Annotated in this window: 24 protein-coding genes; 20 read left to right on the forward strand and 4 right to left on the reverse strand. The window is 63.0% G+C overall.

Annotated features, from left to right (window positions below):
- The first annotated feature begins 6 nt into the window (after positions 1 to 6).
- The 3 genes from ACZYTC_RS07305 to ACZYTC_RS07315 are packed head-to-tail and all read left to right on the forward strand — an operon-like array spanning position 7 to position 1,816.
- On the forward strand, positions 7 to 780 hold the full coding sequence (locus ACZYTC_RS07305; protein WP_434956717.1) for a M15 family metallopeptidase: 774 nt from the start codon (positions 7 to 9) through the stop codon (positions 778 to 780).
- Positions 781 to 791: 11 nt separating this feature from the next.
- Positions 792 to 1,301, forward strand: a complete 510-nt coding sequence (locus ACZYTC_RS07310) for a SixA phosphatase family protein (protein WP_441771909.1) — start codon at positions 792 to 794, stop codon at positions 1,299 to 1,301.
- Between the two features lie 56 nt (positions 1,302 to 1,357).
- Positions 1,358 to 1,816 (forward strand): YccF domain-containing protein, encoded by a 459-nt coding sequence (locus ACZYTC_RS07315; protein WP_434956715.1) that lies wholly within the window; start codon positions 1,358 to 1,360, stop codon positions 1,814 to 1,816.
- Between the two features lie 36 nt (positions 1,817 to 1,852).
- Here the strand turns inward: ACZYTC_RS07315 and ACZYTC_RS07320 are convergent, their stop codons facing one another.
- Positions 1,853 to 2,974, reverse strand: coding sequence for an aminotransferase (locus ACZYTC_RS07320; protein WP_434956714.1), 1,122 nt, complete (start codon positions 2,972 to 2,974; stop codon positions 1,853 to 1,855).
- Between the two features lie 98 nt (positions 2,975 to 3,072).
- On the opposite strand from ACZYTC_RS07320, the gene ACZYTC_RS07325 reads away from it, so the two are divergent.
- From ACZYTC_RS07325 to ACZYTC_RS07365, 9 genes are all read left to right on the forward strand, one after another.
- Positions 3,073 to 3,615, forward strand: a complete 543-nt coding sequence (locus ACZYTC_RS07325) for a helix-turn-helix domain-containing protein (protein WP_488989217.1) — start codon at positions 3,073 to 3,075, stop codon at positions 3,613 to 3,615.
- Between the two features lie 188 nt (positions 3,616 to 3,803).
- Positions 3,804 to 5,279, forward strand: coding sequence for a YcjX family GTP-binding protein (locus ACZYTC_RS07330; RefSeq protein WP_488989218.1), 1,476 nt, complete (start codon positions 3,804 to 3,806; stop codon positions 5,277 to 5,279).
- A 7-nt stretch (positions 5,280 to 5,286) separates the two neighbouring features.
- Positions 5,287 to 6,309, forward strand: a complete 1,023-nt coding sequence (locus tag ACZYTC_RS07335; RefSeq protein ID WP_488989219.1) for a YcjF family protein — start codon at positions 5,287 to 5,289, stop codon at positions 6,307 to 6,309.
- A gap of 115 nt (positions 6,310 to 6,424) precedes the next feature.
- Positions 6,425 to 6,844: an RNA polymerase-binding protein DksA gene (gene dksA, locus ACZYTC_RS07340; protein WP_068290966.1), complete on the forward strand. Its 420-nt coding sequence runs from the start codon at positions 6,425 to 6,427 to the stop codon at positions 6,842 to 6,844.
- 316 nt (positions 6,845 to 7,160) lie between these two features.
- Complete coding sequence (locus tag ACZYTC_RS07345; protein WP_488989220.1) at positions 7,161 to 7,535, forward strand: hypothetical protein; 375 nt, start codon at positions 7,161 to 7,163, stop codon at positions 7,533 to 7,535.
- 69 nt (positions 7,536 to 7,604) lie between these two features.
- Positions 7,605 to 8,105, forward strand: coding sequence for a copper chaperone PCu(A)C (locus ACZYTC_RS07350; RefSeq protein ID WP_434956709.1), 501 nt, complete (start codon positions 7,605 to 7,607; stop codon positions 8,103 to 8,105).
- A 14-nt stretch (positions 8,106 to 8,119) separates the two neighbouring features.
- Positions 8,120 to 8,716, forward strand: coding sequence for an SCO family protein (locus ACZYTC_RS07355; protein WP_149254955.1), 597 nt, complete (start codon positions 8,120 to 8,122; stop codon positions 8,714 to 8,716).
- The gene (locus tag ACZYTC_RS07360; protein WP_434956708.1) at positions 8,713 to 9,159 is read left to right on the forward strand and encodes a c-type cytochrome; all 447 of its coding nucleotides are present in this window, start codon (positions 8,713 to 8,715) and stop codon (positions 9,157 to 9,159) included. Before ACZYTC_RS07355 ends, ACZYTC_RS07360 begins: the two co-directional genes overlap by 4 nt.
- A gap of 166 nt (positions 9,160 to 9,325) precedes the next feature.
- A complete protein-coding gene (locus ACZYTC_RS07365; protein WP_434956707.1) occupies positions 9,326 to 9,754 on the forward strand; it encodes a CBS domain-containing protein in 429 nt (142 codons plus the stop codon).
- A 241-nt stretch (positions 9,755 to 9,995) separates the two neighbouring features.
- On the opposite strand, the gene ACZYTC_RS07370 is transcribed toward ACZYTC_RS07365, so the two are convergent.
- Entirely contained in the window at positions 9,996 to 10,922 is a 927-nt protein-coding gene (locus ACZYTC_RS07370) for a LysR substrate-binding domain-containing protein (RefSeq protein WP_488989221.1), read from the reverse strand.
- Between the two features lie 117 nt (positions 10,923 to 11,039).
- On the opposite strand from ACZYTC_RS07370, the gene ACZYTC_RS07375 reads away from it, so the two are divergent.
- The 3 genes from ACZYTC_RS07375 to ACZYTC_RS07385 are packed head-to-tail and all read left to right on the forward strand — an operon-like array spanning position 11,040 to position 12,422.
- Entirely contained in the window at positions 11,040 to 11,435 is a 396-nt protein-coding gene (locus ACZYTC_RS07375; RefSeq protein WP_488989222.1) for a tautomerase family protein, read from the forward strand.
- 23 nt (positions 11,436 to 11,458) lie between these two features.
- Positions 11,459 to 11,830, forward strand: a complete 372-nt coding sequence (locus ACZYTC_RS07380; protein WP_488989985.1) for a cupin domain-containing protein — start codon at positions 11,459 to 11,461, stop codon at positions 11,828 to 11,830.
- Positions 11,831 to 11,840: 10 nt separating this feature from the next.
- A complete protein-coding gene (locus ACZYTC_RS07385) occupies positions 11,841 to 12,422 on the forward strand; it encodes a DUF4865 family protein (RefSeq protein WP_488989223.1) in 582 nt (193 codons plus the stop codon).
- 63 nt (positions 12,423 to 12,485) lie between these two features.
- Here ACZYTC_RS07385 and ACZYTC_RS07390 read toward each other — a convergent pair whose 3' ends face one another.
- Positions 12,486 to 13,496 (reverse strand): patatin-like phospholipase family protein, encoded by a 1,011-nt coding sequence (locus ACZYTC_RS07390; protein WP_434956702.1) that lies wholly within the window; start codon positions 13,494 to 13,496, stop codon positions 12,486 to 12,488.
- Between the two features lie 179 nt (positions 13,497 to 13,675).
- Here ACZYTC_RS07390 and parC point away from each other — a divergent pair, with 179 nt between their 5' ends.
- Positions 13,676 to 15,925, forward strand: coding sequence for a DNA topoisomerase IV subunit A (parC, locus tag ACZYTC_RS07395; RefSeq protein ID WP_481272331.1), 2,250 nt, complete (start codon positions 13,676 to 13,678; stop codon positions 15,923 to 15,925).
- 59 nt (positions 15,926 to 15,984) lie between these two features.
- Here the strand turns inward: parC and ACZYTC_RS07400 are convergent, their stop codons facing one another.
- Positions 15,985 to 17,106 (reverse strand): glycosyltransferase family 61 protein, encoded by a 1,122-nt coding sequence (locus tag ACZYTC_RS07400; protein WP_441771900.1) that lies wholly within the window; start codon positions 17,104 to 17,106, stop codon positions 15,985 to 15,987.
- 253 nt (positions 17,107 to 17,359) lie between these two features.
- On the opposite strand from ACZYTC_RS07400, the gene ACZYTC_RS07405 reads away from it, so the two are divergent.
- The 4 genes from ACZYTC_RS07405 (at position 17,360) to ACZYTC_RS07420 (ending at position 20,711) form a co-directional block, all read left to right on the forward strand.
- The gene (locus ACZYTC_RS07405; protein ID WP_454814137.1) at positions 17,360 to 18,142 is read left to right on the forward strand and encodes a L,D-transpeptidase; all 783 of its coding nucleotides are present in this window, start codon (positions 17,360 to 17,362) and stop codon (positions 18,140 to 18,142) included.
- A gap of 155 nt (positions 18,143 to 18,297) precedes the next feature.
- Positions 18,298 to 18,828 carry a CDP-alcohol phosphatidyltransferase family protein gene (locus tag ACZYTC_RS07410; RefSeq protein ID WP_488989224.1) on the forward strand — a complete coding sequence of 177 codons (531 nt, stop codon included), beginning with the start codon at positions 18,298 to 18,300 and terminating at the stop codon, positions 18,826 to 18,828.
- A 99-nt stretch (positions 18,829 to 18,927) separates the two neighbouring features.
- On the forward strand, positions 18,928 to 20,025 hold the full coding sequence (locus ACZYTC_RS07415) for an AI-2E family transporter (RefSeq protein WP_434956697.1): 1,098 nt from the start codon (positions 18,928 to 18,930) through the stop codon (positions 20,023 to 20,025).
- Positions 20,022 to 20,711, forward strand: a complete 690-nt coding sequence (locus ACZYTC_RS07420; protein ID WP_434956696.1) for a P-loop NTPase family protein — start codon at positions 20,022 to 20,024, stop codon at positions 20,709 to 20,711. Before ACZYTC_RS07415 ends, ACZYTC_RS07420 begins: the two co-directional genes overlap by 4 nt.
- Positions 20,712 to 21,225 lie beyond the last annotated feature (514 nt).

A 21,225-nucleotide genomic window follows, 5' to 3' on the forward strand; every position in this document is an offset into this window, starting at 1 on the left:
CGTGTCATGCGGACCGGAATGCTGGCTTTCGTGATCTCGACGGCCTTTGCGTCGGCGGCGCTGGCCGATACCGACTTGGATGCCCTGGTGGCGGCCTATCCCGATTTCATCGCCGGCTATGACGCCAAGGATCTCATCCTGAAGAACGGCCAGCACATTGCACTTTCGAACGGTCTCGCCAGCAAGACGCCGGAACAGCGCATTGAAAAGGCCGATATCCGCGACATGTTCGCCATGCCCTATACGCTTGGGGTGCATTACAAGCAGCCGGCCACGCCGGCCGACGATCCCGGCCGCGCCCGCAACCAGGCACTGTTCGATGCCATGTATGGAGACTGCACGAAAGGGCAGGTCAAGCTCAAGACAATCCAGTGGCTGCCCGGCTTGGGAGGCGGCACGCTGCGCGTGGCCACAGCCAATGGCGTTGCCGATCGGCTCGAGGCCGTCTCGCGTGATCTCGAGGCCCTGCCGGCCAAATTCCACGTCTATCTCAAGCCTTCGGCGGGAACCTTCAACTGCCGCGTGATCGCCGGCACCTCGCGCATGAGCATGCACGCCTATGCCGCGGCGATCGACATCAATGTGAAGTTCACCGATTATTGGCGCTGGGGCGGTGCCAAGAAGGAAACGGACAAGGTCTCCTACAAGAACCGCATCCCGATGGAGATTGTCGAGGTTTTCGAAAAGCACGGCTTTATCTGGGGCGGAAAGTGGTACCATTACGATACCATGCATTTCGAATATCGGCCTGAAATCATTGCATTGTCGAAGAAATCTTAAGTGAATGATCAATGAAACGCCTGATGTTGCTGCGGCATGCGAAATCCGATTATCCCGCCGGCGTTTCCGACCATGAGCGTCCGCTCGCGCCGCGGGGGCAGCGTGATGCGCCGCGCATGGGGCGGGAGATCGCACGGCGCAGCCTGTTGCCTGATCATGTGATCGCCTCGACCGCGCGCCGCACGCGCGAGACGCTGACCCTGATCGAGGGCAGCCTGGGCCCACACACGCTGCATTTCGAGCGGGCGATCTATGAGGCGCCGCCGGAAGCGATATTGCGCGTCATCCGGACGGTGGCGCCCGAGATAGGGACCCTGCTGGTCGTCGGACATAATCCCGGCCTGGAGCAGGTCGCGGCTTTCCTGACGAGAGGAGCGGGGACTGTGGCCGATCCGCTCAGCGGCAAATTTCCTACCGCTGCCCTTGCCGTTCTCGACTTCGAGATCGACGACTGGAACGAAATTGCCGGTCATCAGGGCTCTCTAGCCCTGTTTCTCACGCCCAAAGCGCTGGATCGCTAGAGCGTTTTAGGTCGAGTAATTTAGCAGCAAGTTCAGTGGATTGGAAGGATAGGCTGATGCGATTGATCGGAAACCTGATCTGGTTCGTCTTTGGTGGTATCTTCCTGGGTATCGCCTGGTTTCTGCTCGGCCTGCTCGCCTTCATCACCATTGTCGGCATTCCTTGGGGGCGGGCCTGCCTGACGATTTCGAACTTCTGCTTCTTTCCGTTCGGGCGCGAGGCGATCAGCCGGCGGGAGCTCTACCAGAAGGACGATATCGGCACCGGCGGCTTTGGCTTGATCGGGAACGTGATCTGGTTCGTCTTCGCCGGCCTCTGGCTGGCGATCGGCCATGTCTGCTCGGCGCTGTTCTGCTTCATCACCGTCATCGGCATTCCCTTCGGCATCCAGCACCTCAAGCTTGCCGGCATCGCTATCGCACCGATCGGGCAGACCATCGTCTCCAGGGAGGTGGCCGAGGCCGCCCGGCGCAGCAGCGCGCACGCGCGGGTGGAGGTGCTGAGGCGACGGTAGGCTGGAAATGCCGATAATGTTCGCTATGGCAGGGCTTTAGTCGAACTCTTTCAGAAACTCGCTCACGCGAGTGAGGCCCTCCCGCAGGACCGCGCTGCCATTGGCGTAGCCGATGCGCAGATATCCCTCCATGTCCATGGCGCTGCCGGGCGTGAACAACACACCGGTGCGTTCCAGTAGGCGGATGCAGAAGGCTTCCGAGGCGACGGGAAGGTCGTATTTCAAGAGGGCCGTGGTGCCCGAGCGCGGCTTGAGATAGCTGATCCGCGGCTGCTCCGCGACCCAGGCATCGAGGATGGCGAGGTTGCCGCGCACGATCGAACGGCTGCGCGCCAGGACCTTGTCACGGTTCTCCAGCGCCATGGTAGCGAAATGATCGTCGATCATGCCGACACTGATGGTGTTGTAGTCGCGGTGGATGGAGACGGCGTGGATGAGGTCGACGGGGCCAGCGATCCAGCCGAGGCGCAGGCCCGCCAGCGAATAGGCCTTGGACATGCTGGCGGTGCTGATGCCCTTCTCATAGAGATCAGCCATGGAGGCGGTGAAGCCGTCGCCCTCCTGGTCGATGCCGCGATAGACCTCGTCACATAGCACATAGGCGCCGCAAGCACGGGCGATGGCGGCGATCTCGGTCAGGAAGGCCTCGTCCATCAGCGCGCCCGTGGGATTGTTGGGATTGTTGATGGCGATCAGCTTGGTGCCGGGCAGGGCGAGGCGACGCAGTTCTTCGAGATCGGGCAGGAAGCCGTTCTCCTCGCGCAGTTTCAGGATCTGCACGTCGGCGCCATAGCTGGCAGGAATCGAATAATGCTGCTGATAGGTCGGCAGCACCGAGATCACGCGGTCGCCCGGCTCGACCAAGGTTTCGTGCACGAGGGCGTTGGCGCCGATCGCGCCGTGGGCCACCACGATATTCTCGATTTTCTGCCTGGCATAGGTCGCCGCAATGCTGGCGCGCAGCCTCTCGCTGCCCTCGATGGCACCATAGGTCATCTTCATGGCCAAGAGGTCGTCGAGCGCGCTCTGGGGCTTGCCGGCGATCTCCAGCAATTGCGCGATCGTCAGGGATTCGACGCAAGTCTCCGCCAGATTGTGCGAACAATGGTTCTCATACCCATTCATCCAGATCTCGACGCCGAAATTGCGAATCTTCATGACCGATTGCCGCCTTGCCTGTTGCGCATTATATTGCTCATTCATATGTGCATTATATTGCGCAGTCAAGGGACGAAGATGGCAGGGATGAGGGTGGAATGACGGACGTGCTCGTCCATGTCGGAGCCAATGTCAGGCGCCTGCGCGCCGCGGCGGGGTTGAGCCAGGCGGCCCTTGCCGAGACCAGCGGCCTCAGCCGGCGGCTGATCGTCGCGGTGGAGGCGGGGGACGCCAATATCTCGCTGGCCAATCTCGACCGGCTGGCCGGAGTCCTGGGCGTGGACTTCGGGGCAATCGTCCGCGATCCTGGCCAGGCCGGCAATCAGCGTGTCGATCAACTCGGCTGGCGTGGGGCGCATCCCGGCAGCAGGGCTGCCTTCTTGGGCGCCGCTCCGGCGCGGCAGGCGGCCGAGCTCTGGATTTGGAGCCTCGGCCCGGGAGACCGCTACAATGCGCTGCCGGACGCCGATGGGTGGCGCGAGATGCTCTATGTCACCGAGGGGACGCTGACGGTCGAGACCGGAGGAGGGAACCACGTCGTCCCGGCCGGGGATTTCCTCATCTTCGACAGCGCGCAGTCCTACAGCTATGTGAACGCCGGGGAGATCGTCGTGCGTTTCGTGCGCAACGTGGTGTCTTGACAGTCCCCAGCCTGCACGCGCCTGTCTCCACGAGCGGACAAGATGTCCGCGGTCCCGGCCGCGGTGTTTTTGGGCGCGAGCCTTCCTCGGTTTGCGGGGCAATGCCCAGGCTGGGCGACAGCCATGATTGTAGCGTTTCGACTGTCATGCTGGAATTTTGCCGCACTTGCCCCTAAGTGATGCGGACCATGCCGCCACAAGCTCCCTCCTGGATGTCCGTGTTCGACGAAGCGCTGATCGCGGCCAAGAGCCTGGCGGGCTTCGCCGCGTCGAGTTTCAATCCCACCGTCCGCCTCGGCGTCACCGGCCTTTCGCGTGCCGGCAAGACCGTGTTCATCACGGCTTTGGTGCAGGCCCTTGTCGAGGGCGGACGCCTGCCGGTGTTTCGCGCCCAGGCCGAGGGTCGCATCGCCAATTCCTCGCTGTCGCCACAGCCGGACGATACGGTGCCTCGTTTTGACTATGAGGCCCATCTCGCCGATCTCACCGGGCCGGGGCGGCATTGGCCCGATTCTACACGCCAGATCTCGGAACTGCGCCTGGTCATCGATTTCCAGTCGAACCGGCGCTTTGCCACGGGCATGTCGCGGCTGACCCTTGATATCGTCGATTATCCCGGCGAATGGCTGCTCGACCTGCCGCTGCTGAATATGAGCTACGCCGAATGGTCGGCGCAGACGATTGCCGCCAGCCGCGAGGGATCGCGTCTCGCCATCGCCGGTCCCTGGCATGACATGCTGGCCAGGCTCGATCCTGCTGCCGCGGAGAACGAGACCCTGGCGCGCGAGGCGGCGGCGCTCTTCACGGCCTATCTCAAGGCTGGGCGCGACGAGCGCTTCGCGCTCTCGACTCTGCCGCCGGGCCGCTTCCTGCTGCCGGGCGATCTCGAAGGTTCGCCGGCCCTGACCTTTGCACCGCTCGATCTTTCCAAGGCCGGGGAAGCACAATCGGGCTCCCTCCATGCCATGATGGAGCGGCGTTTCGAGGCCTATAAGCACAAGATCGTGCGGCCCTTCTTCACGCATCACTTCGCCCGGCTCGATCGTCAGATCGTGCTGGTCGACGCGCTTTCTGCGCTCAATGCCGGTCCCCAGGCGGTGCACGATCTCGAAACCGCCCTGACATCGGTGCTGTCGGCCTTTCGGGTCGGGGCCAATAGCTGGTGGTCGGCGATCTTCCGGCCGCGCATCCAGAAGATCCTGTTCGCGGCGACCAAGGCAGACCATCTGCATCACACCAGCCATGACCGTATCGAGGCGATCCTGCGCAAGATGGCAGATGGCGCGATCGGCCGGGCCGCCTTTTCGGGCGCCAGCGTAGATGTGGTGGCGCTCGCCTCCATCCGTGCGACGCGGGAAGCCAGCGTCAAGCAGGGCCGCGAAAACCTGCCCTGCATCATTGGCACGCCCATGGCCGGCGAACGCTCGGCCGACGAGGTCTTTGACGGTGAGGCCGAGATCGCGGTGTTTCCGGGTGAATTGCCCGAGGACCCCGACGCGGTCTTCTCGGGTACTGGCTTCAACGGCCTCGAAAACCTGCGGGAAGGCGGGGTCGACTATCGTTTCATCCGCTTCCGCCCGCCCAGACTGGAAGAAGGACAGATCTTTCCCCATATTCGCCTGGATCGGGCGCTCGAATTCCTGGTCGGCGATAAACTGGCGTGAGTGAATAATGACGGAACCCCGCAAGCCGCGTGCCTTCCGCCTCGACGATCCCAATGTGGTGATGGCCGATACGCCAGTGGCGGCGGCGATGCGGCGCGGCCACGTGGTGGTGACGCCCGAACCGGAGGCGTTCGAGGAGGAAGTTGCCGAACCCGCGCCGCAACGGCCTCGCCGTTCGCGTTGGGGCACCTTGTTCTGGTCGGCCGTGGGCGGACTGGTCTCGCTCACCGTCGGTCTGTCGCTCGCCAAGTTGGTCGACGATCTCTTCTCCTATGCAAACTGGCTCGGCTGGCTCGGCGCTGCCTTGACCGGGCTTGCGGCGTTGGCTTTCGCGGTCATCGCCATTCGGGAACTGACCGGCCTGATGCGCCTGTCGCGCATCGAGCATCTGCACGATCGGGCGATGCTGGCCATTGCCAAGGATGATCGCGAGGCGGCGCGCGGCCTGTCGCGTGATCTCGTCAAGCTCTATGCCGCCAGTCCCCGCATGGCCCGGGCCCGTGCGGCGGTGGAGGCGGCGGCGGGCGATATCGTCGATGGCGCCGATTTGATCAGGGTCACCGAGCGTGAGCTGATGGGGCCGCTCGATGCCGAGGCCCGGCAGATCATCGCCGATGCGGCCAAGCGGGTGTCGCTGGTCACCGCTGTGAGCCCGCGTGCTCTGGTCGACATGTTTTTCGTGAGCGCGGAGACGCTGCGCGTGATCCGGCGGCTGGCGACGCTCTATGGCGGCCGGCCGGGTGGCCTCGGCATGATGCGGCTCCTGCGCCATGCCCTCGGCAATCTCGCTGTCACCGGCGGAATGGCCGCCGGTGATTCCCTGATCAGCCAGGCGCTTGGCCACGGCTTGGCCTCGCGGATATCGGCCAAGCTGGGCGAGGGGGTCCTGAACGGTATCCTTACGGCGCGCCTCGGACTGGCGGCAATGCTGGCGACACGGCCGATGCCCTTCGATGCCCTGCCGAGGCCGGGCGTGACGGATGTCGCCGGCGGCCTCATTCTAAAGAGCAAGGAGGACGCCACCCCCTAAGCCATGTGCACAACTTTATCGTTTTCAACGAATCGGTGACAACGAAGATCATTGTCGTGGCGCGTCACTGAGACTATAGACCTCTCGCCCAGTAGCGGAGTGTTGGGATTCTTACATGACTTCATTGAGTGTAGATACCAATTATCGGCCGACTGACGACGAGCCTTTCATGAACGAGCGTCAGCGGGACTATTTCCGGCGCAAGCTCAATGCCTGGAAGCTCGACATCCTGCGCGAGGCGCAGGATACCATCGCCAATCTGCAGGCCGAAAACGAGAACCACCCCGATCTAGCCGATCGTGCCTCTTCGGAAACGGATCGCGCCATCGAATTGCGGGCCCGGGATCGTCAGCGCAAGCTGATCTCCAAGATCGAGGCGGCACTTGCCCGCATCGAGGACGGATCCTACGGCTTTTGCGAGGAAACGGGTGAACCGATCTCGCTCAAGCGCCTCGATGCCAGGCCAATCGCGACCTTGTCGCTGGAAGCCCAGGAACGGCATGAGCGTCGTGAGCGTGTCTATCGCGACGACTAGAGCGTTCTGCGATCCGGGAACTGACCTGGATCACAGAAGCTGTCGAAACGAGGAGATAGAGCAAGGAAGCGCTACCGTTAAAATGCGCGCTTTGCTCTGGAACTTTGACGACTGCCGGTCTTCTCGGTGCCATCAAGAGATGGAGCTGAGAAGACCGGCATTTTTGTTTTTCGGGACCCATATAAGCCGGCGCGCGCCTTGATCGCACGGTAGGGACGCTCATTTCTGAGCGCCCGTGCCGCGAATTGCCCTGCGGCGGCTCATGCGCCACGGCGCCGCCTTGACTTTCAAGCGCCGCTCGGCTGCATATGCCGCCATGGTTCCGTCCCGCCTCGCCCCGTTGCTGCGGCAATGTCTTGCAGCACTGCTTGCTCTTGGGCTGCTGCTCAACGGCATGGGTGGCGCCCTCGCGCTGGAGGGCGGCCGGGACGGCGCCGCGACCGTCATCATCGCGGGCACCGTCGTTACCATCTGCCAGTTTGGCGACGGCGATGCCGGTGACAGGGCGCATGGCGGCCATTCCTGTGACCAGTGTGCCCTGCGTCTGGCTCCGACCTTGCCGACGATCCTGGCGGTTGCCAGCATCGTCCGCTTCCCACAGGCCTTCAAATTCCTCCCGACACGGGCATTCCTGGCGCTGGTCCCGCAGGACCGCCGACAGGCCTGGCCACGCGGGCCGCCATTGAGCTGAACGGTTCACCATTTTCGCCAGTCCTTCCCCACAGCCTGCAAGGCTGTTCGATACCGTTCAGGTTTTTCCATGAAGCTCGTTTCATTTGCTGGCGCCCGGATACTCAGTGTTCTGGTGCTCACCTCCACGCTCGCCTCCGCGGCCCTCGCCCATGACTACAAGGCTGGCACGCTCCAGATCGCCCATCCCTGGACTCGAGCCACCCCGCAGGGGGCGCCGGTCGCAGGCGGCTACACCGCTATCGAGAATACGGGCGATCAGCCCGACAGGCTGATCGGCGGCAGTTTCTCGGCATCCTCCGGCTTTTCGATCCACCAGATGTCGAACCAGGATGGCGTCATGAAGATGGCGCCCGTTCAAGGCGGGCTCGAAATTCCCGCTCACGGCAAGGTTGAACTCAGCCCGTCATCCTTCCATCTGATGTTCACCGGGCTCAAGCAGCAGCTCAAGCCCAACCAGTCCATCGACGGCACGCTGGTGTTCGAGAAAGCCGGTACGGTGTCCGTGAAGTTCAAGGTCGAAGCCATCGGTGCCAAGCAGCCGGCCGAGGCCGACCACAGCAACCATTGAGACGGGAGGCGTTCATGACTCTCAAATCCAATCGTCTCCAGTTGGTGGTTCTCGTCGCGCTGCTCGCCGTGCTGGCGGCAGCCGGGGTGCTGGCGCTGCAGAGCATGGGTGGCAAGCCGACAGCCCAGTCCAGCTTCATCGGTGGTGATTTCAGCCTGACCAATCAGGACGGCAAGCCGGTGACCCAGGCCAACTTCCTGGGTAAGCCGACCGCTTATTTCTTCGGCTACACCAATTGCCCTGATGCCTGCCCGACCACGCTGACCGACATGACCGATCGCCTCAAGGCGCTCGGACCGGACGGAGACAAGTTCAACGTGGTGTTCGTCTCGGTGGACCCGGCGCGGGATACACCCCAACTGCTCAAGACCTATCTGGAGAGCTTCGATCCGCGCATCACCGCCGCCACCGGCACCCCCGAGCAGGTGGCCGACATCATCAAGAAGTTCCGTGTCTACGCCAAGAAGGTCGGGGAGGGGGACGGCTACACCTTCGACCATTCCACGGCGGTCTATCTGATGAACGCCAAGGGTGAATTGGTGACGCTGATCGACTACCAGGCCCCCCGTGAGGAGGCGCTGGAAAAGATGCGCCGCGCGCTCACCTCGTGAACAGGACTGTCTGGTTCGGCCTGGCCGCGGCGCTTGGTGGTGTCGCGGTCGGGACCTTCATTGCCTTGCGCTCGGCCGGCGAGGTCGCGGCGCCTCCGCCGTCTGCCCAGGTCGTGGCCGACATCCGCCCGCCAGAGGCGACGTTCGACCCGGTGTTCGAACCCTGCGCGCACTGCCATCAGATCGGACGCGGGGCGCGCTCCGCGACGGGACCGATCCTGCAGGGCCTTGCGAACCGCAAGGCCGGCACACTGCCCGGCTATCCCTTCTCGCCGGCGATGCAGGCAAGCGGGCTGACCTGGGACGCCGCCACGCTCGATCGCTTCATCGCGGCGCCGCAGGCCGTGGTACCCGGCACACGCATGATCTATGCCGGGATGGATGATGTCGAACGGCGCAAGGCCCTCGTCGAGTTCATTCTGAGGGCGGGTTCAGGTTCCTGAGGGCAGAGACCGTAAATCGATTCACTGCTTGGTTGCATTTGAACCAACCCCTTGCGCGATGGGCGAGCAGACGCCATCATCTTAGATGGGGCTGGTCGTCCCTCGTCGGGATTCTCCCCCAAGATCAAGACGCTGCAGGCGCACGTTCAGTCTGAGGAGAGTATCTATGACTGTTGCACAGATCCTGAAGGGCAAGGGCCGCGACATCGTCGCTCTGTCGCCGGACGCCACCATTGCCGAAGCTTCGCGGACGCTCGCCGAAAAGCGCATCGGCGCAGTGTTGATCACCCACAAAAATGGCAGCATCGCCGGAATCCTGTCGGAGCGCGATGTCGTGCGCGCATTGGCCAAGGCCTCGGCCGAGGGGTTCGAACATCCCGTATCCAAGCATATGACGGCCAAGGTCGAAACCGTTCACGAGCAGGACACCATTCCCCACATCATGGAGAGGATGACGGCCGGCAAGTTCCGTCACATGCCGGTGGTCGAAAATGGCTTGCCGGTCGGCATCGTCTCGATCGGCGACGTGGTGAAGTTCCGCCTGGCCGAAATGGAAGCGGAAGCCAAGGCGATGCGCGAATATATTACGGCCTAAAGCCAATGGGGTTCACGCAGGCGTCGTCACGCTTGCACCACCTTTGTCATTGCCGGGCCTGATCCGGCAATCCGGTTCCGTGGCTTCTGAATAGCCGGATCAAGCCCGGCTATGACAAATCGGAGCGCCTTCCCCCAAAGTGAACCGCATTGGGCCTTCGCGTTTGCGAGCCGGCGCAATCGTCCCCAAACGCAGGGATGCCTTGAAGGAGCAGACGTCAGCGCGATTTGCTCCGGGATCGTCAGGCGACTTTTTTGGGCAGTAGAGGCTGGCTCAGGCTCTCCCGCATGATCTCGCTCAGCCGGTCGGTGGCAGCATTGTGCTGTGCCTGCGTGCGATGCAATAGCAGCGGTAATGTCGGCAATCGCAACGGCAACCCACTTTCCTCGCCGAGCGTGGCAAGATGGCTCGGCAGGCCGATCTCGGTACGCAAGGTTACGCCCAGTCCACTCGAGATCGCCGCCCATAGACCGGCGAGGCTGGTGCTGGTCACCGCGATGCGCCAGGCAATGCCGGCGCGGTCGAGCGTCTCGGTCGCAACGCTGCGAAACAGGCAGGGAGCCTCGAACATTACCAGCGGCAAAGGTTCATCCGGCCCTGCCTGTCGATCGCCGGGCCGCCACCCGGACAGTCCGTCTCGATGGCCGATCCACCGCATCGCGATGTCGGCGAGATGCTCGCCGGCCATGGCGGCCGGAGCCTCCCTCGTCTGATCGCCCCAGGCGATGGCGAGGTCGAGTTCGGCGCTGGCGATGCGTTTCAACAGGTCGGCATTGCGGGCAAGCCGGGTTTCGATGCGCGTTTTGGGGTGAGCTCGTGCGAAACGGCCGAGAATTTGCGGCAGCAATGTCTCTCCGAGATCCTCCTGCACACCGAAGCGGACATGGCCGGCAAGATCGGCACCGCCCAGAGCCGATACCGCCTCGTCGTTGAGGACGAGCAGCCGGCGTGCATAGGTCAGCAGCGTCTCGCCTGCCTCGGTCAGCGCTAGGCCGCGGCCGGACTTGCGGAACAGGGCCGTTCCCGCCTGTTCCTCCAATTTCTTGAGCTGGGCGCTGACAGCGGAGGTGGAACGGCCGAGATGCTCGGCCGCGCGGGCATAGCTGCCCAGTTCCATGCCGGTGACGAAGCTGCGCAGCACGTCGATGTCGAAATTGACCAGGCGCACGATAATCGTCCTATTTTTCAGGATTAAATATCAAATATTTCCTGATTTTCAGGATGAATATGCGATGACATGATGTGCGGGTCAAGGCAGCAGGCCTTGCAGTTGAGGACATTCGTCATGCCTTTCGCCCGCATCTCGCTCCGCAAGGGAAAATCCCCCGATTATCTCCGCACTCTGTCGGACAATCTGCATCGCGCCTTGGTCGAAGCCTTTGAGGTTCCGCAGGCCGACCGTTTCCAGATCATCGAGCAACTCGATCCGGAAGCGCTGATCTATGATCGCGGCTATTTCAGCGGCGAGCGTTCCGATGATTTCGTGCTCATCGCCATCACGGCGGGGCGCCCGCGCAGCACGGCGGTGAAGCAGCAATTCTACCGGCGTGCGGTGCAGTTGCTCACGCAGGCGCCGGACCTGCGGCCCGACGACGTCATGATCGTCATCACTACCACCGAGCGAGACGGCTGGTCCTTCAGCAACGGCCTCACGCAGATGGTGGAAGAGGTACCCGCGTGAACCCGCCGGGCATACCCAATGAGATGACCGTAATCCGGGCAGGCGAGGCGATAGAGAACGCGCCGGATAACATCGCATCCGCCCCCTTCCGGGTGGAGCATCTGATCGCGGGCGAGCAGGACGGCGAGCCTACCGCGATGCGCGCCATGCTGGACGCTGGCGTGCGTACGCATTGGCACAGGCATCCTCGGGGGCAATTGCTGCTGGCGGTGAGCGGCAGCGGCCTGGCGCAACGGCGCGACGGCCCGCTCGTCGAACTCAGCCCGGGCGACGCGGTCTGGTTCGCGCCCGGTGAATTGCATTGGCATGGAGCTGGAGAGGCCGATGCCTTCATCTATGTCAGCGTCCAGGCGCTGCAGGATGGCCGTGCCGTGCAATGGCACGAGCCGGTGTGAGGAGGCTCAAATGGAAGCCATGCACTATGTCATCACGTTGCCGGCCGATTACGACATGGGGATCATCCGTGCCCGCGTAGCCAGCAAGGGCCCCTTGCTCGACGATTTTCCGGGACTGGGGATCAAGGCCTATCTGATCCGGGAAAAGGGCGTGCGCGGCTCTGCCGTCAACCAATATGCGCCCTTCTATCTGTGGGCCTCGCCGGAAGGCATGAGCCGGTTCCTGTGGGACGGCGGCGGCTTTGCCGGCCTTGTCGCTGCCTTCGGCCGGCCGTCGGTGCGGCGCTGGGAAGGCATCTCATGCCTGTCTGGCCCGTCGTCTCTGTCGGAGGCACGCTTTGCAACGCTAAGGGAACAGATGATCGCGGCGGAGATTGATCCGGCCGGCGCCATTGCCGAGGCACGCGAGCGGTTGACCATCGAAGCCGCGCGGGATGGAAGCTGTCTGTCGGCCCTGGCGGTCGATCCCACCGAGTGGAAGCTGGTGGTCTTTCAGCTATGGGCCGGCGAGCCGCCTGAGGAAGCAGGAACGGCCTTTCAAGTGCTGCATCTGTCACGACCCGGTGTTGGCGAACTGACCGCAACCGAATGAGGCCACGGACCATGCTGCTGTCCATCAGGGCAGGTTTGGGGCGATCACCCTCCCGCCGATGATCTACGCCAAGGCTTCCATGGTTTCCTTGATGTCGTCGAGGGACTTCAAGGTGGCCTCGGCACCCATGTCGATGGCCTCCGCGGCGCGATGGAAGTCGAAGGGCGAGATGCGTCCAAGGCGCGGTCCGATCGAAACATCGGGCGGGTCGCCGGCGAGCCGTGAGCGCGAGATGCGATCCTGGGTGATGTTGAAGGCCTCCATCATCACCGTGTGGATGCCGGGGGAGGTGCGGCGCTGACGCTCCTCGCGCTGTCTGGCGAAGCCGAATCTGCGGCGGACCATCGACGTGGCAGCGCCGAAGCCGTTGCGTTTGGGCACGGGAGGATCGTCCATTTCGGATGAGGTGGCGCCGAAGGTATGGATGACGCCGCCGCGGCCGGTCAGCTCGCCATTGAGATTGACCGCGATCACTGCCCGGGCGCCAAGAGCGCGTGCGGCGGAGACGGGCACGGGGTTGACCAACGCGCCGTCCATCAGCCAGCGCCCACCGACGCGCACGGGCTCGAAAATGCCGGGCAGGGCATAGGAGGCCCGCATGGCGGTGACCAGATTGCCGCGCGTCAGCCAGATTTCATGGCCTGGGCCGATCTCGGTGGCGATCGCGACGAAGGGAATGCGCAGGTTTTCGATCTGCACACCATCGAGCCCGTTCTGCAGGAGAAGGGCCAGCTTGGTGCCGGACATCAGGCCGCTGCCACCGAAATTGAGATCGAGAAAATTGAGAACCCGGCGCTTGGTGAGACTGCGAGCCCAATCTTCGATGTCGTCGAGCCTGCCGGCTATATAGCAGCCGCCAACCACGGCTCCGATCGAGGTGCCAGCTATCACGTCGACGTCATAGCCCGCCTCGACCAGCACACGGATCACGCCGATATGGGCAAATCCCCGTGCAGCGCCGCCGCCGAGGGCAAGACCCAGAACAGGGCGCGGCGGCTTGACGATTTCGTTCTTCGGAGGCGGAGGCAATTCCGCCACGTTACCCTGACCTCGCCACGGCAAACTCTGAAACATGATGCATTCCTGACCCGAGAAATACGCCACTGAAACCGATAAGGATATGGGCAATCCATCCGGATAGAACAGGGATGGCACCCTTAATGGCGCTACAATAGCACGTGATCGGGCGATTTGCCCTGTATCATAAGGTCTACGACTTGCCCCGAATCAGGCATTTTCGGTAAGTCAACCGCATGGATGAGATGGACGATCCGCCGGAAGGCGATGGAGTCAGGACGGTCAATCTGCGCTCGGAGCTCGAGCAGCGCTACCTTGCCTATGCGCTCTCGACGATCACGCAACGTGCCTTGCCCGATGCGCGCGATGGCTTGAAGCCGGTGCATCGGCGCATCTTGCATGCCATGCGCCTGCTGCGCCTCGATCCCGACCAGGCCTTCAAGAAATGCGCCCGCGTGGTGGGCGACGTCATCGGTAAATTCCACCCCCATGGCGACCAGGCCGTCTACGACGCGCTGGTCCGTCTGGCGCAGGATTTTGCCCAGCGCTATCCACTGGTGGACGGGCAGGGCAATTTCGGCAACATCGACGGCGATAATGCCGCTGCCTACCGCTACACCGAGGCACGGTTGACCGAAGTCGCCACGCTGATCCTGGAAGGGATCAACGAGGATGCCGTTGATTTCCGCCCGACCTATAATGGCGAGGATGAGGAACCGGTGGTGATGCCCGGCGCCTTCCCCAACCTGCTCGCCAATGGCGTGCAGGGCATCGCCGTTGGCATGGCCACCTCGATTCCTCCGCACAACGCCCATGAATTGTGCCAGGCGGCGCTGCACCTGATCGACAATCCCAACGCTTCCACCGCCGACCTCCTGCAGTTCGTCAAGGGACCCGATTTTCCCACCGGCGGCATCTGCGTGGAGAGCGCCGGCTCGATCCAGGAAAGCTACCGCACCGGTCGTGGCGGTTTTCGGGTGCGCGCGCGCTGGCATAAGGAAGATCTCGGGCGTGGCACCTGGGTGATCGTGATCACCGAGATTCCATGGGCAGTGCAGAAAGGCCGCCTGATCGAGAAGCTGGCCGAGCTTCTCGAAGAGCGCAAGCTGCCACTGGTCGGCGACGTGCGCGATGAATCGGCGGAGGATGTCCGCATCGTCATCGAGCCGAAATCGCGCAATGTCGACGAGGCCGTGCTGATGGAATCGCTGTTCAAGCTCTCGGAGCTCGAAAGCCGCATTCCGCTCAACATGAACGTGCTGGTCGACGGCCAGGTGCCGCGTGTGCTCTCGCTCGGCGAGGCACTGCAGCAATGGCTCAGCCATCGCCGTGTCGTGTTGGTCCGCCGCTCCAAGTACCGCCTGGCCGCTGTCGAGAAGCGCATGGAGGTGCTGGCCGGCTATATCGTCGCCTATCTCAATCTCGACGAGGTCATCCGCATCATCCGCTACGAGGATGAGCCGAAGGACGAACTGATCAAGGCGTTCGACCTGACGGATGTGCAGGCCGAGGCGATCCTCAATATGCGCCTTCGCAATCTGCGTAAGCTCGAGGAGATGGAACTTCGGCGCGAGCATGACGATCTCGCCAAGGAAAAGACCGGCATCGAGAAGCTGCTGGCCTCCGAGGAGCTGCAATGGAAGACGGTGGGCTGGCAGGTCAGCGAAGTCGCCAAGAAGTTCGGCCCTGACACGCTGCTCGGCAAGCGCCGCACCGAGATCGATGCCTCCAAGGCGGGCACCATCGATCTGTCGACGGTGACCGAGGCGATGGTCGAGCGTGAGCCGATCACCGTGATCGTCTCGGAAAAGGGCTGGATCCGGGCCCAGAAGGGTCATCTCAGCGATCTCTCGGGGCTGAGCTTCAAGGCCGACGACCGGCTCAAGCTCGGATTCCAGTCCGAGACGACGGCCAAGCTCCTCATCCTCGCCACCAATGGCAAGGTCTATACGCTGGAGGCATCGAAGCTCCCGGGGGGGCGCAGCATGGGCGAGCCTATCCGCCTGATGGTCGATATCGACGAGGGCGCCGATGTCGTCGACGTATTCGCCTATCAGGGCGGACGCCGGCTACTGATCGCGGCGACCGACGGACGCGGTTTCCTGGTGCCCGAAGACGATATTCTGGCCAATACCCGCAAGGGCAAGTCGGTGCTGAATGTCGATGCGCCGTCGGAAGCCAAGCTGATCGTGCCCGTCATCGGTGACACGGTCGCCGTGATCGGCGAGAACCGCAAGATGCTGGTCTTCCCGCTGCACCAGATCACCGAGATGTCGCGGGGTAGGGGCGTGCGGCTGCAGAAGTACAAGGACGGCGGGCTCTCCGACGTGCGTGTCTTCGACAAGGCGCAGGGGTTGACCTGGAGCGATTCCTCCGATCGGACCTGGACCGTCACCGACCTCGTCGAATGGACCGGAAATCGTGCCGATGCCGGGCGCCTGCCGCCTAAGGGCTTCCCCAAGAACAACCGGTTCACGGGCAAATAGGGGCTGTACCACAGCCTCTGGACCGTCTTGGACGGAATCGGTCTCTCGGCCCGGATGCCTCAGTCGAGCAGCGATGTCACGCGATCGAGAAAGCTCTCGATGTCATCGGGGCTCGCGTCGATGGATATCGGCCTGTCGGCGTTAGGCCAAAGGCATCCGCGGGTCAGGTAGACTCCCGGCTGCTCGAAAACCTCGCCCAGTCGCATCTGGACCGCGTTCCAGTGCCCGATGCAGCCGATCACGGTTCCTGGCCCGGCAAAGACGGAGCCATGCATTGCCGAGCCATATTCGCCGATGAGAGCGCAGGCCTGCGAGAGCATTGCGATCTGATCGGGCAGGCTCAATTCTTCGGGGCGGATGACCTCGAAACCGCGCCGCCTGGCGTTGTGCTCAAAGAAATCCCGCTGCCTGAAAGGCCTGTTGGCCGAGGGGCCGGGCCCTCCTCGTGAAAGACAGAGGCGTCGGCGAGCCTCCCCCGCAGCCGGGGCCAGCGACCTGTAGAACTCACGCATATAGGGGTGGAAGGTGTATTCGCCGGAAAAGCAGAATGTCGGTATCACCGCGCGCGCGAACAGCAATCTCTCCTGTCCCGGTGCATAGCGCAGGATTGCATGCCGCGGGACGTTGCAGGCCGACAGCAGCAGGTCCTCGACCCAGGAAGGTGTGTCTTGGGGCAGCGGGATGATCCACTCGTCACGCAGTGATGCGAGCAACTGGCTGGCAATGGAGACCCGCGGCAGGAATTCGGCGAGCCAATGGCCCCAGATGCCGTATCCAGGGCCGGCCACGACGAGGGCAGGGCGGTCGACTCGCCTTGCCGCTGCCTGCTCACCGAAACGCGAGGGAAAACCCGCATCGGCGCGCGCCACGGACAAGGCGACATTGGTCGACAGATTGGCATCGTCGACGACCTGACCGCCGTGGACGAGGATGCCGGGACGCCAAACCTCGATGTCGCGCAGCAGAAAACAGCCTATCGCATCGACCGTGGCTCGCGGCTTCTTCCAATGCAGGCCGTACGCCCAGCCGGCCGTCCCGCCTTCGCCCAACATATGCGCGGGACAAGCCTTGGCGGCTTCCTGGGAGGGGCGAAATTGGAGAAAGCCGCGCCATTCCTGCGCTGCGGCCCCGCCAGGATCCGGCGTGGCCAGGGCGGATATTGGAAGCGTGACAAAGCTCATGGCGCGCTGCCCTCAAGGGGTGGGAGATGCCTTTGATGACGAACTCACGGCGAAGGATATAAGATGCCTTTCCGCAAGGACGACCGATCCCATCTGAACGCATGCTGAACAAATGGTTAAAAAATAGCGACTTTCTGCCGCTGCTATTGCCACAATTACGCCCGTCGTTTCCGGGATTGTCACAGCCATCTTGCCTTGCATCGCTCTGCAGGGCGCAACCCCGGGCGTTCTTCCGGGACGTGTGGTTCTCGACATGACGATTGCAAGAAAAGCGCTTTTGCCCGCCCTGGCCCTCCTGATGATTGCAGGGACGGCCCATGCCCAAGAGTGGGGCGATCCTCCGGACGACGGCTATTATCAGGACGATGGCTTCTCCCGTCCGCGCCAGTGGCGGGAACCCCAACCGACCTATCGGGCTGATCGGCGTTTCGAGGAACCCTATGACTACCAGGACGATCCCAATGGCTATTATGGCGATCAGGAAGGCGATGTGACGCCGGGCCGGCGCCCCCAGCGTCAGGCCTCGATCGATCCGAACAGCATCTCGCCCAATCTCGATTCCGGCATCAAGGACGACGGCCAGGCGATGCTGGCCAGCTCGCCGATCCCTCGCACGGTGGTGCCTTTCTCAGGCTACAGCCCCGGCACCATCGTGATCTCGACCAAGGAGAAGCGGCTCTATCTGGTGCAGGAGGATGGCACGGCGCTCAGATATGGCATTGGCGTCGGCAAGCAGGGCTTCACCTGGAAGGGCACCGAAACCATCAGCCGCAAGGCCGAATGGCCGAGCTGGACACCCCCCAAGGAAATGATCGCCCGGCGCCCCGAACTGCCCGATCGCATGGAAGGGGGCCTCAACAATCCTCTGGGCGCGCGGGCGCTCTATCTCGGTTCCACGCTCTATCGCATCCACGGCACCAACGAGCCGAACACTATCGGCCGGGCGGTGTCCTCCGGCTGCATTCGCATGGCCAATCCGGATGTCATGGATCTCTATGAGCGCGTCGGGGTGGGTGCCAAGGTCGTGGTGCTCTGAATTCCTAAAACGTTTTGCCATTTGAGGAAGTCGCCTGGAATCGCAACGGCGCGTCGAAGCAAGGAACTAGCGCAAATAAGCGTTCAGGCATGAACGCTCTTTGGTCTGGCGATCGCAGAGATGCCGGTTTCTTCGGGGTTTGCTACGATCCGATCATGACGATACCGAATCTGATCACCATCCTGCGCTTTTGTCTGGTGCCGCTGGCGGTATGGTGCATCGCCTCGGGAGCGTGGGGCTGGGCTTTCGCCATCTTTCTGACGGCGGGTATTTCCGACGGTGTCGACGGGTTCATCGCCAAGCGCTTCGACATGCGCAGCGAGTTGGGAGCCATGCTCGATCCGCTGGCCGACAAGGCCTTGCTGGTCTCCATCTTCGTCACGCTGGGGATCGTCGGCGTGGTGCCCGCCTGGCTGGTGATCCTGACCGTGTTCCGTGATTTCATGATCATTGGCGCCGTGCTGGTTTCCTGGGTCATGAGCCAGCCGATACAGATCGCGCCGCTGATGCTCTCCAAGCTCAACACCGCGGTGCAGATCGCTTTCGTCGCCCTCGTGCTGTTCGCCAAGGGCACCGGATGGCCGTTTCCTTTCCTGATCGAAGTGGGGTCCATTCTGGTCATGCTCTTGACCATTGCATCGGCTGCCGCCTATCTGCGCCAGTGGCTCAACCATATGGCCGGATGAAAATTCCGACCGAGGAGGCCATCCGCCACCTCAGCCGTCTCGGACGACGCTTGTTTGGCCGGAGGAGAACGGTTTGGATCGAGCTTCAGGAGCGTGTGGATGAGCCTTCAAAGGCAGGTGTTCTTCTGGCTCGGCGCGCTGGCCTTGTTCGTCGCGCTGGTCTGGCTGCTTCAGGGCATGTTGCTGCCCTTTATTGGCGGCCTCGCGATCGCCTATTTCCTCGACCCCGTCGCCGACAGGCTGGAGAGCCTCGGCTTGCCGCGCTGGGCCGCCGCCTCCGTCATTCTGCTCGGCTTCATCTTCGTCATCGTGCTGGCCATCCTCCTGGTGGTGCCGATGCTCGGCGAGCAGTTCAACGGCTTGCGCGAGCGGCTGCCGAGCATCGTCGCGTCCATGCAGCGCATTCTCGGTGAGCTCAACCAGGGCTGGCTTGGCGGGATCTTCGCCGAGAGGCTGCAGAACATCCAGAAATCGCTCGGTGACTATGTCGGGCAGGGCGCCCAGCTTCTCGGCACCTTCGTCTCCTCGATCTGGTCGGGCAGCCAGGCGGTCATCGGGGTGATCAGCGTTCTCATCGTCACGCCGGTGGTGGCCTTCTACATTCTGCTCGACTGGGACAACATGGTGGCGCGCGTCGACAGTTGGCTGCCGCGCGACCATGTCGAGGCCATCCGCGGCATCTTCCGTGATATCGACGCCGCCATCGCAGGCTTCGTGCGGGGCCAGGCAACGGTCTGCCTCCTGCTCGGCCTGTTCTACGGTTCCGGCCTCACGCTGCTCGGCGTCAGTTTCGGCTTCCTGATCGGACTGTGCACCGGCCTTGCTTCCTTCATTCCCTATGTCGGTTCGATTCTGGGCTTCGTCGTCACCGTCAGCGTGGCACTGGTCCAGGTCTGGCCCGACTGGCATCTGCCTGTTTATGTCGCCCTCCTCTTCGCGGCGGGGCAGATCCTCGAAGGCTATGTTCTCTCGCCCCGGCTGGTCGGCGGCTCGGTAGGCCTGCATCCTGTCTGGCTGATGTTTGCCCTGCTGGCAGCCGGCAGCCTGTTCGGCTTCATCGGCCTGCTGGTCGCCGTGCCGGTGGCGGCGGCGATCGGTGTCCTGGTGCGCTTTGCCCTATCGAGCTACCTCGCCAGCCAATACTACACCGGTCATGTCAACCACGATGGCTCTCTCTCTTCGGACCATTCGTCGTGACGACACCCCGCCAATTGGCACTCGATCTGCCTTTGCAGGTCTCGTTCGCCCGTGAGGATTTCCTGGTCTCGCCCTCCAACGAGGCGGCCTATGCCTTCATGGAACGCTGGCCGGACTGGCCTTCCCGCCGTGCTCTGCTGATCGGCCCGAGCGGCTCGGGCAAGAGCCATCTGGCGGCAATCTGGTCCAAGCTGGCGGGTGCGGTCACCCTGGCAGGCGAGGCGCTCGGGGAAGAAAGCGTTCCCGAACTGGTTTCGCACAAGGCGGTGGTGATCGAGGATGCAGGACGCGGCGTCGACGAGACGGCGCTTTTCCATCTGCTCAACCTCACCGGCGAGGCCGGCGCCTCGCTGCTGATCACCGCCCATGAGCCGCCCGAACGCTGGGGCCTGACGCTTCCCGACCTCATCTCGCGCCTCAGGGCCATGACGGCGTTGACCATCGCCACGCCCGACGATGATCTCTTCCGCATGCTGCTGGTAAAGCTCTTCCTCGATCGCCAGCTCATCGTCGATTCGAGCCTGGTCGACTTCCTCGTCCGGCGCATCGAGCGCTCCTTTGCCGCAGCGCGCCAGGTCGTCGCCGTGCTCGATCGCGAAGGTCTTTCGCGCGGCCGCCGCATCACGCGGGCACTGGCCGCTGAACTGCTCAAGGAAGTGCTTGCCTCTCCGCTGGACGATGAGTGAGGTCGATGGCGCCTCGTCGCGGTCCGCCCGTCATTGTGCGAGCTCTATCGCAGACGGACGCACTGGCCCACGGTGTTCATCTAGAGTTGGCCGCCAGCGAAAGACGCCGCTCCGACGATATGGACAGGGGAACTTTGCGTTTTCATGGTGAAGTTCGAACACGAATGGACCGATGCTCCGGATCTCCCCGCCCGACCATTCGCCGGTTTCCATGAACATGCCTAGTCCAGGGACGACCCGTTGGTACCGGCGATCTTGACGATCATCGCCGCCGAGGTCGACAGGTTCCGGCACTCGATTTTGTTGTTCCTGGCCGGGCGGTTCTACAGGCGATGGGGAGGAGTTTTGCGAATTTTCCCCATGGTGGTCATTTTATGTGACAGCATTGTCATATAGGCGGCCTAAGCAGATTTCCCCATGACGGGCGGCGATTCCGACCGGCGGGACCTGTAACGCCGGCCTAAAGCGTTTTACGATTTGACGGCATCGTCAAGAATCGCAAAGACGCGTCGAA

The organism is Labrys sp. F242 (assembly GCF_057813875.1).

Bases quoted from the DNA above. Each gene is read 5' to 3' on its own strand.
- ACZYTC_RS07305 (WP_434956717.1), top strand. From the start codon at position 7: ATGCGGACCGGAATGCTGGCTTTCGTGATCTCGACGGCCTTTGCGTCG.
- ACZYTC_RS07310 (WP_441771909.1), top strand. From the start codon at position 792: ATGAAACGCCTGATGTTGCTGCGGCATGCGAAATCCGATTATCCCGCC.
- ACZYTC_RS07315 (WP_434956715.1), top strand. From the start codon at position 1,358: ATGCGATTGATCGGAAACCTGATCTGGTTCGTCTTTGGTGGTATCTTC.
- ACZYTC_RS07320 (WP_434956714.1), bottom strand. From the start codon at position 2,974: ATGAAGATTCGCAATTTCGGCGTCGAGATCTGGATGAATGGGTATGAG.
- ACZYTC_RS07325 (WP_488989217.1), top strand. From the start codon at position 3,073: ATGACGGACGTGCTCGTCCATGTCGGAGCCAATGTCAGGCGCCTGCGC.
- ACZYTC_RS07330 (WP_488989218.1), top strand. From the start codon at position 3,804: ATGCCGCCACAAGCTCCCTCCTGGATGTCCGTGTTCGACGAAGCGCTG.
- ACZYTC_RS07335 (WP_488989219.1), top strand. From the start codon at position 5,287: ATGACGGAACCCCGCAAGCCGCGTGCCTTCCGCCTCGACGATCCCAAT.
- dksA (WP_068290966.1), top strand. From the start codon at position 6,425: ATGACTTCATTGAGTGTAGATACCAATTATCGGCCGACTGACGACGAG.
- ACZYTC_RS07345 (WP_488989220.1), top strand. From the start codon at position 7,161: ATGGTTCCGTCCCGCCTCGCCCCGTTGCTGCGGCAATGTCTTGCAGCA.
- ACZYTC_RS07350 (WP_434956709.1), top strand. From the start codon at position 7,605: ATGAAGCTCGTTTCATTTGCTGGCGCCCGGATACTCAGTGTTCTGGTG.
- ACZYTC_RS07355 (WP_149254955.1), top strand. From the start codon at position 8,120: ATGACTCTCAAATCCAATCGTCTCCAGTTGGTGGTTCTCGTCGCGCTG.
- ACZYTC_RS07365 (WP_434956707.1), top strand. From the start codon at position 9,326: ATGACTGTTGCACAGATCCTGAAGGGCAAGGGCCGCGACATCGTCGCT.
- ACZYTC_RS07375 (WP_488989222.1), top strand. From the start codon at position 11,040: ATGCCTTTCGCCCGCATCTCGCTCCGCAAGGGAAAATCCCCCGATTAT.
- ACZYTC_RS07380 (WP_488989985.1), top strand. From the start codon at position 11,459: ATGACCGTAATCCGGGCAGGCGAGGCGATAGAGAACGCGCCGGATAAC.
- ACZYTC_RS07385 (WP_488989223.1), top strand. From the start codon at position 11,841: ATGGAAGCCATGCACTATGTCATCACGTTGCCGGCCGATTACGACATG.
- ACZYTC_RS07390 (WP_434956702.1), bottom strand. From the start codon at position 13,496: ATGTTTCAGAGTTTGCCGTGGCGAGGTCAGGGTAACGTGGCGGAATTG.
- parC (WP_481272331.1), top strand. From the start codon at position 13,676: ATGGATGAGATGGACGATCCGCCGGAAGGCGATGGAGTCAGGACGGTC.
- ACZYTC_RS07400 (WP_441771900.1), bottom strand. From the start codon at position 17,106: ATGAGCTTTGTCACGCTTCCAATATCCGCCCTGGCCACGCCGGATCCT.
- ACZYTC_RS07405 (WP_454814137.1), top strand. From the start codon at position 17,360: ATGACGATTGCAAGAAAAGCGCTTTTGCCCGCCCTGGCCCTCCTGATG.
- ACZYTC_RS07410 (WP_488989224.1), top strand. From the start codon at position 18,298: ATGACGATACCGAATCTGATCACCATCCTGCGCTTTTGTCTGGTGCCG.
- ACZYTC_RS07415 (WP_434956697.1), top strand. From the start codon at position 18,928: ATGAGCCTTCAAAGGCAGGTGTTCTTCTGGCTCGGCGCGCTGGCCTTG.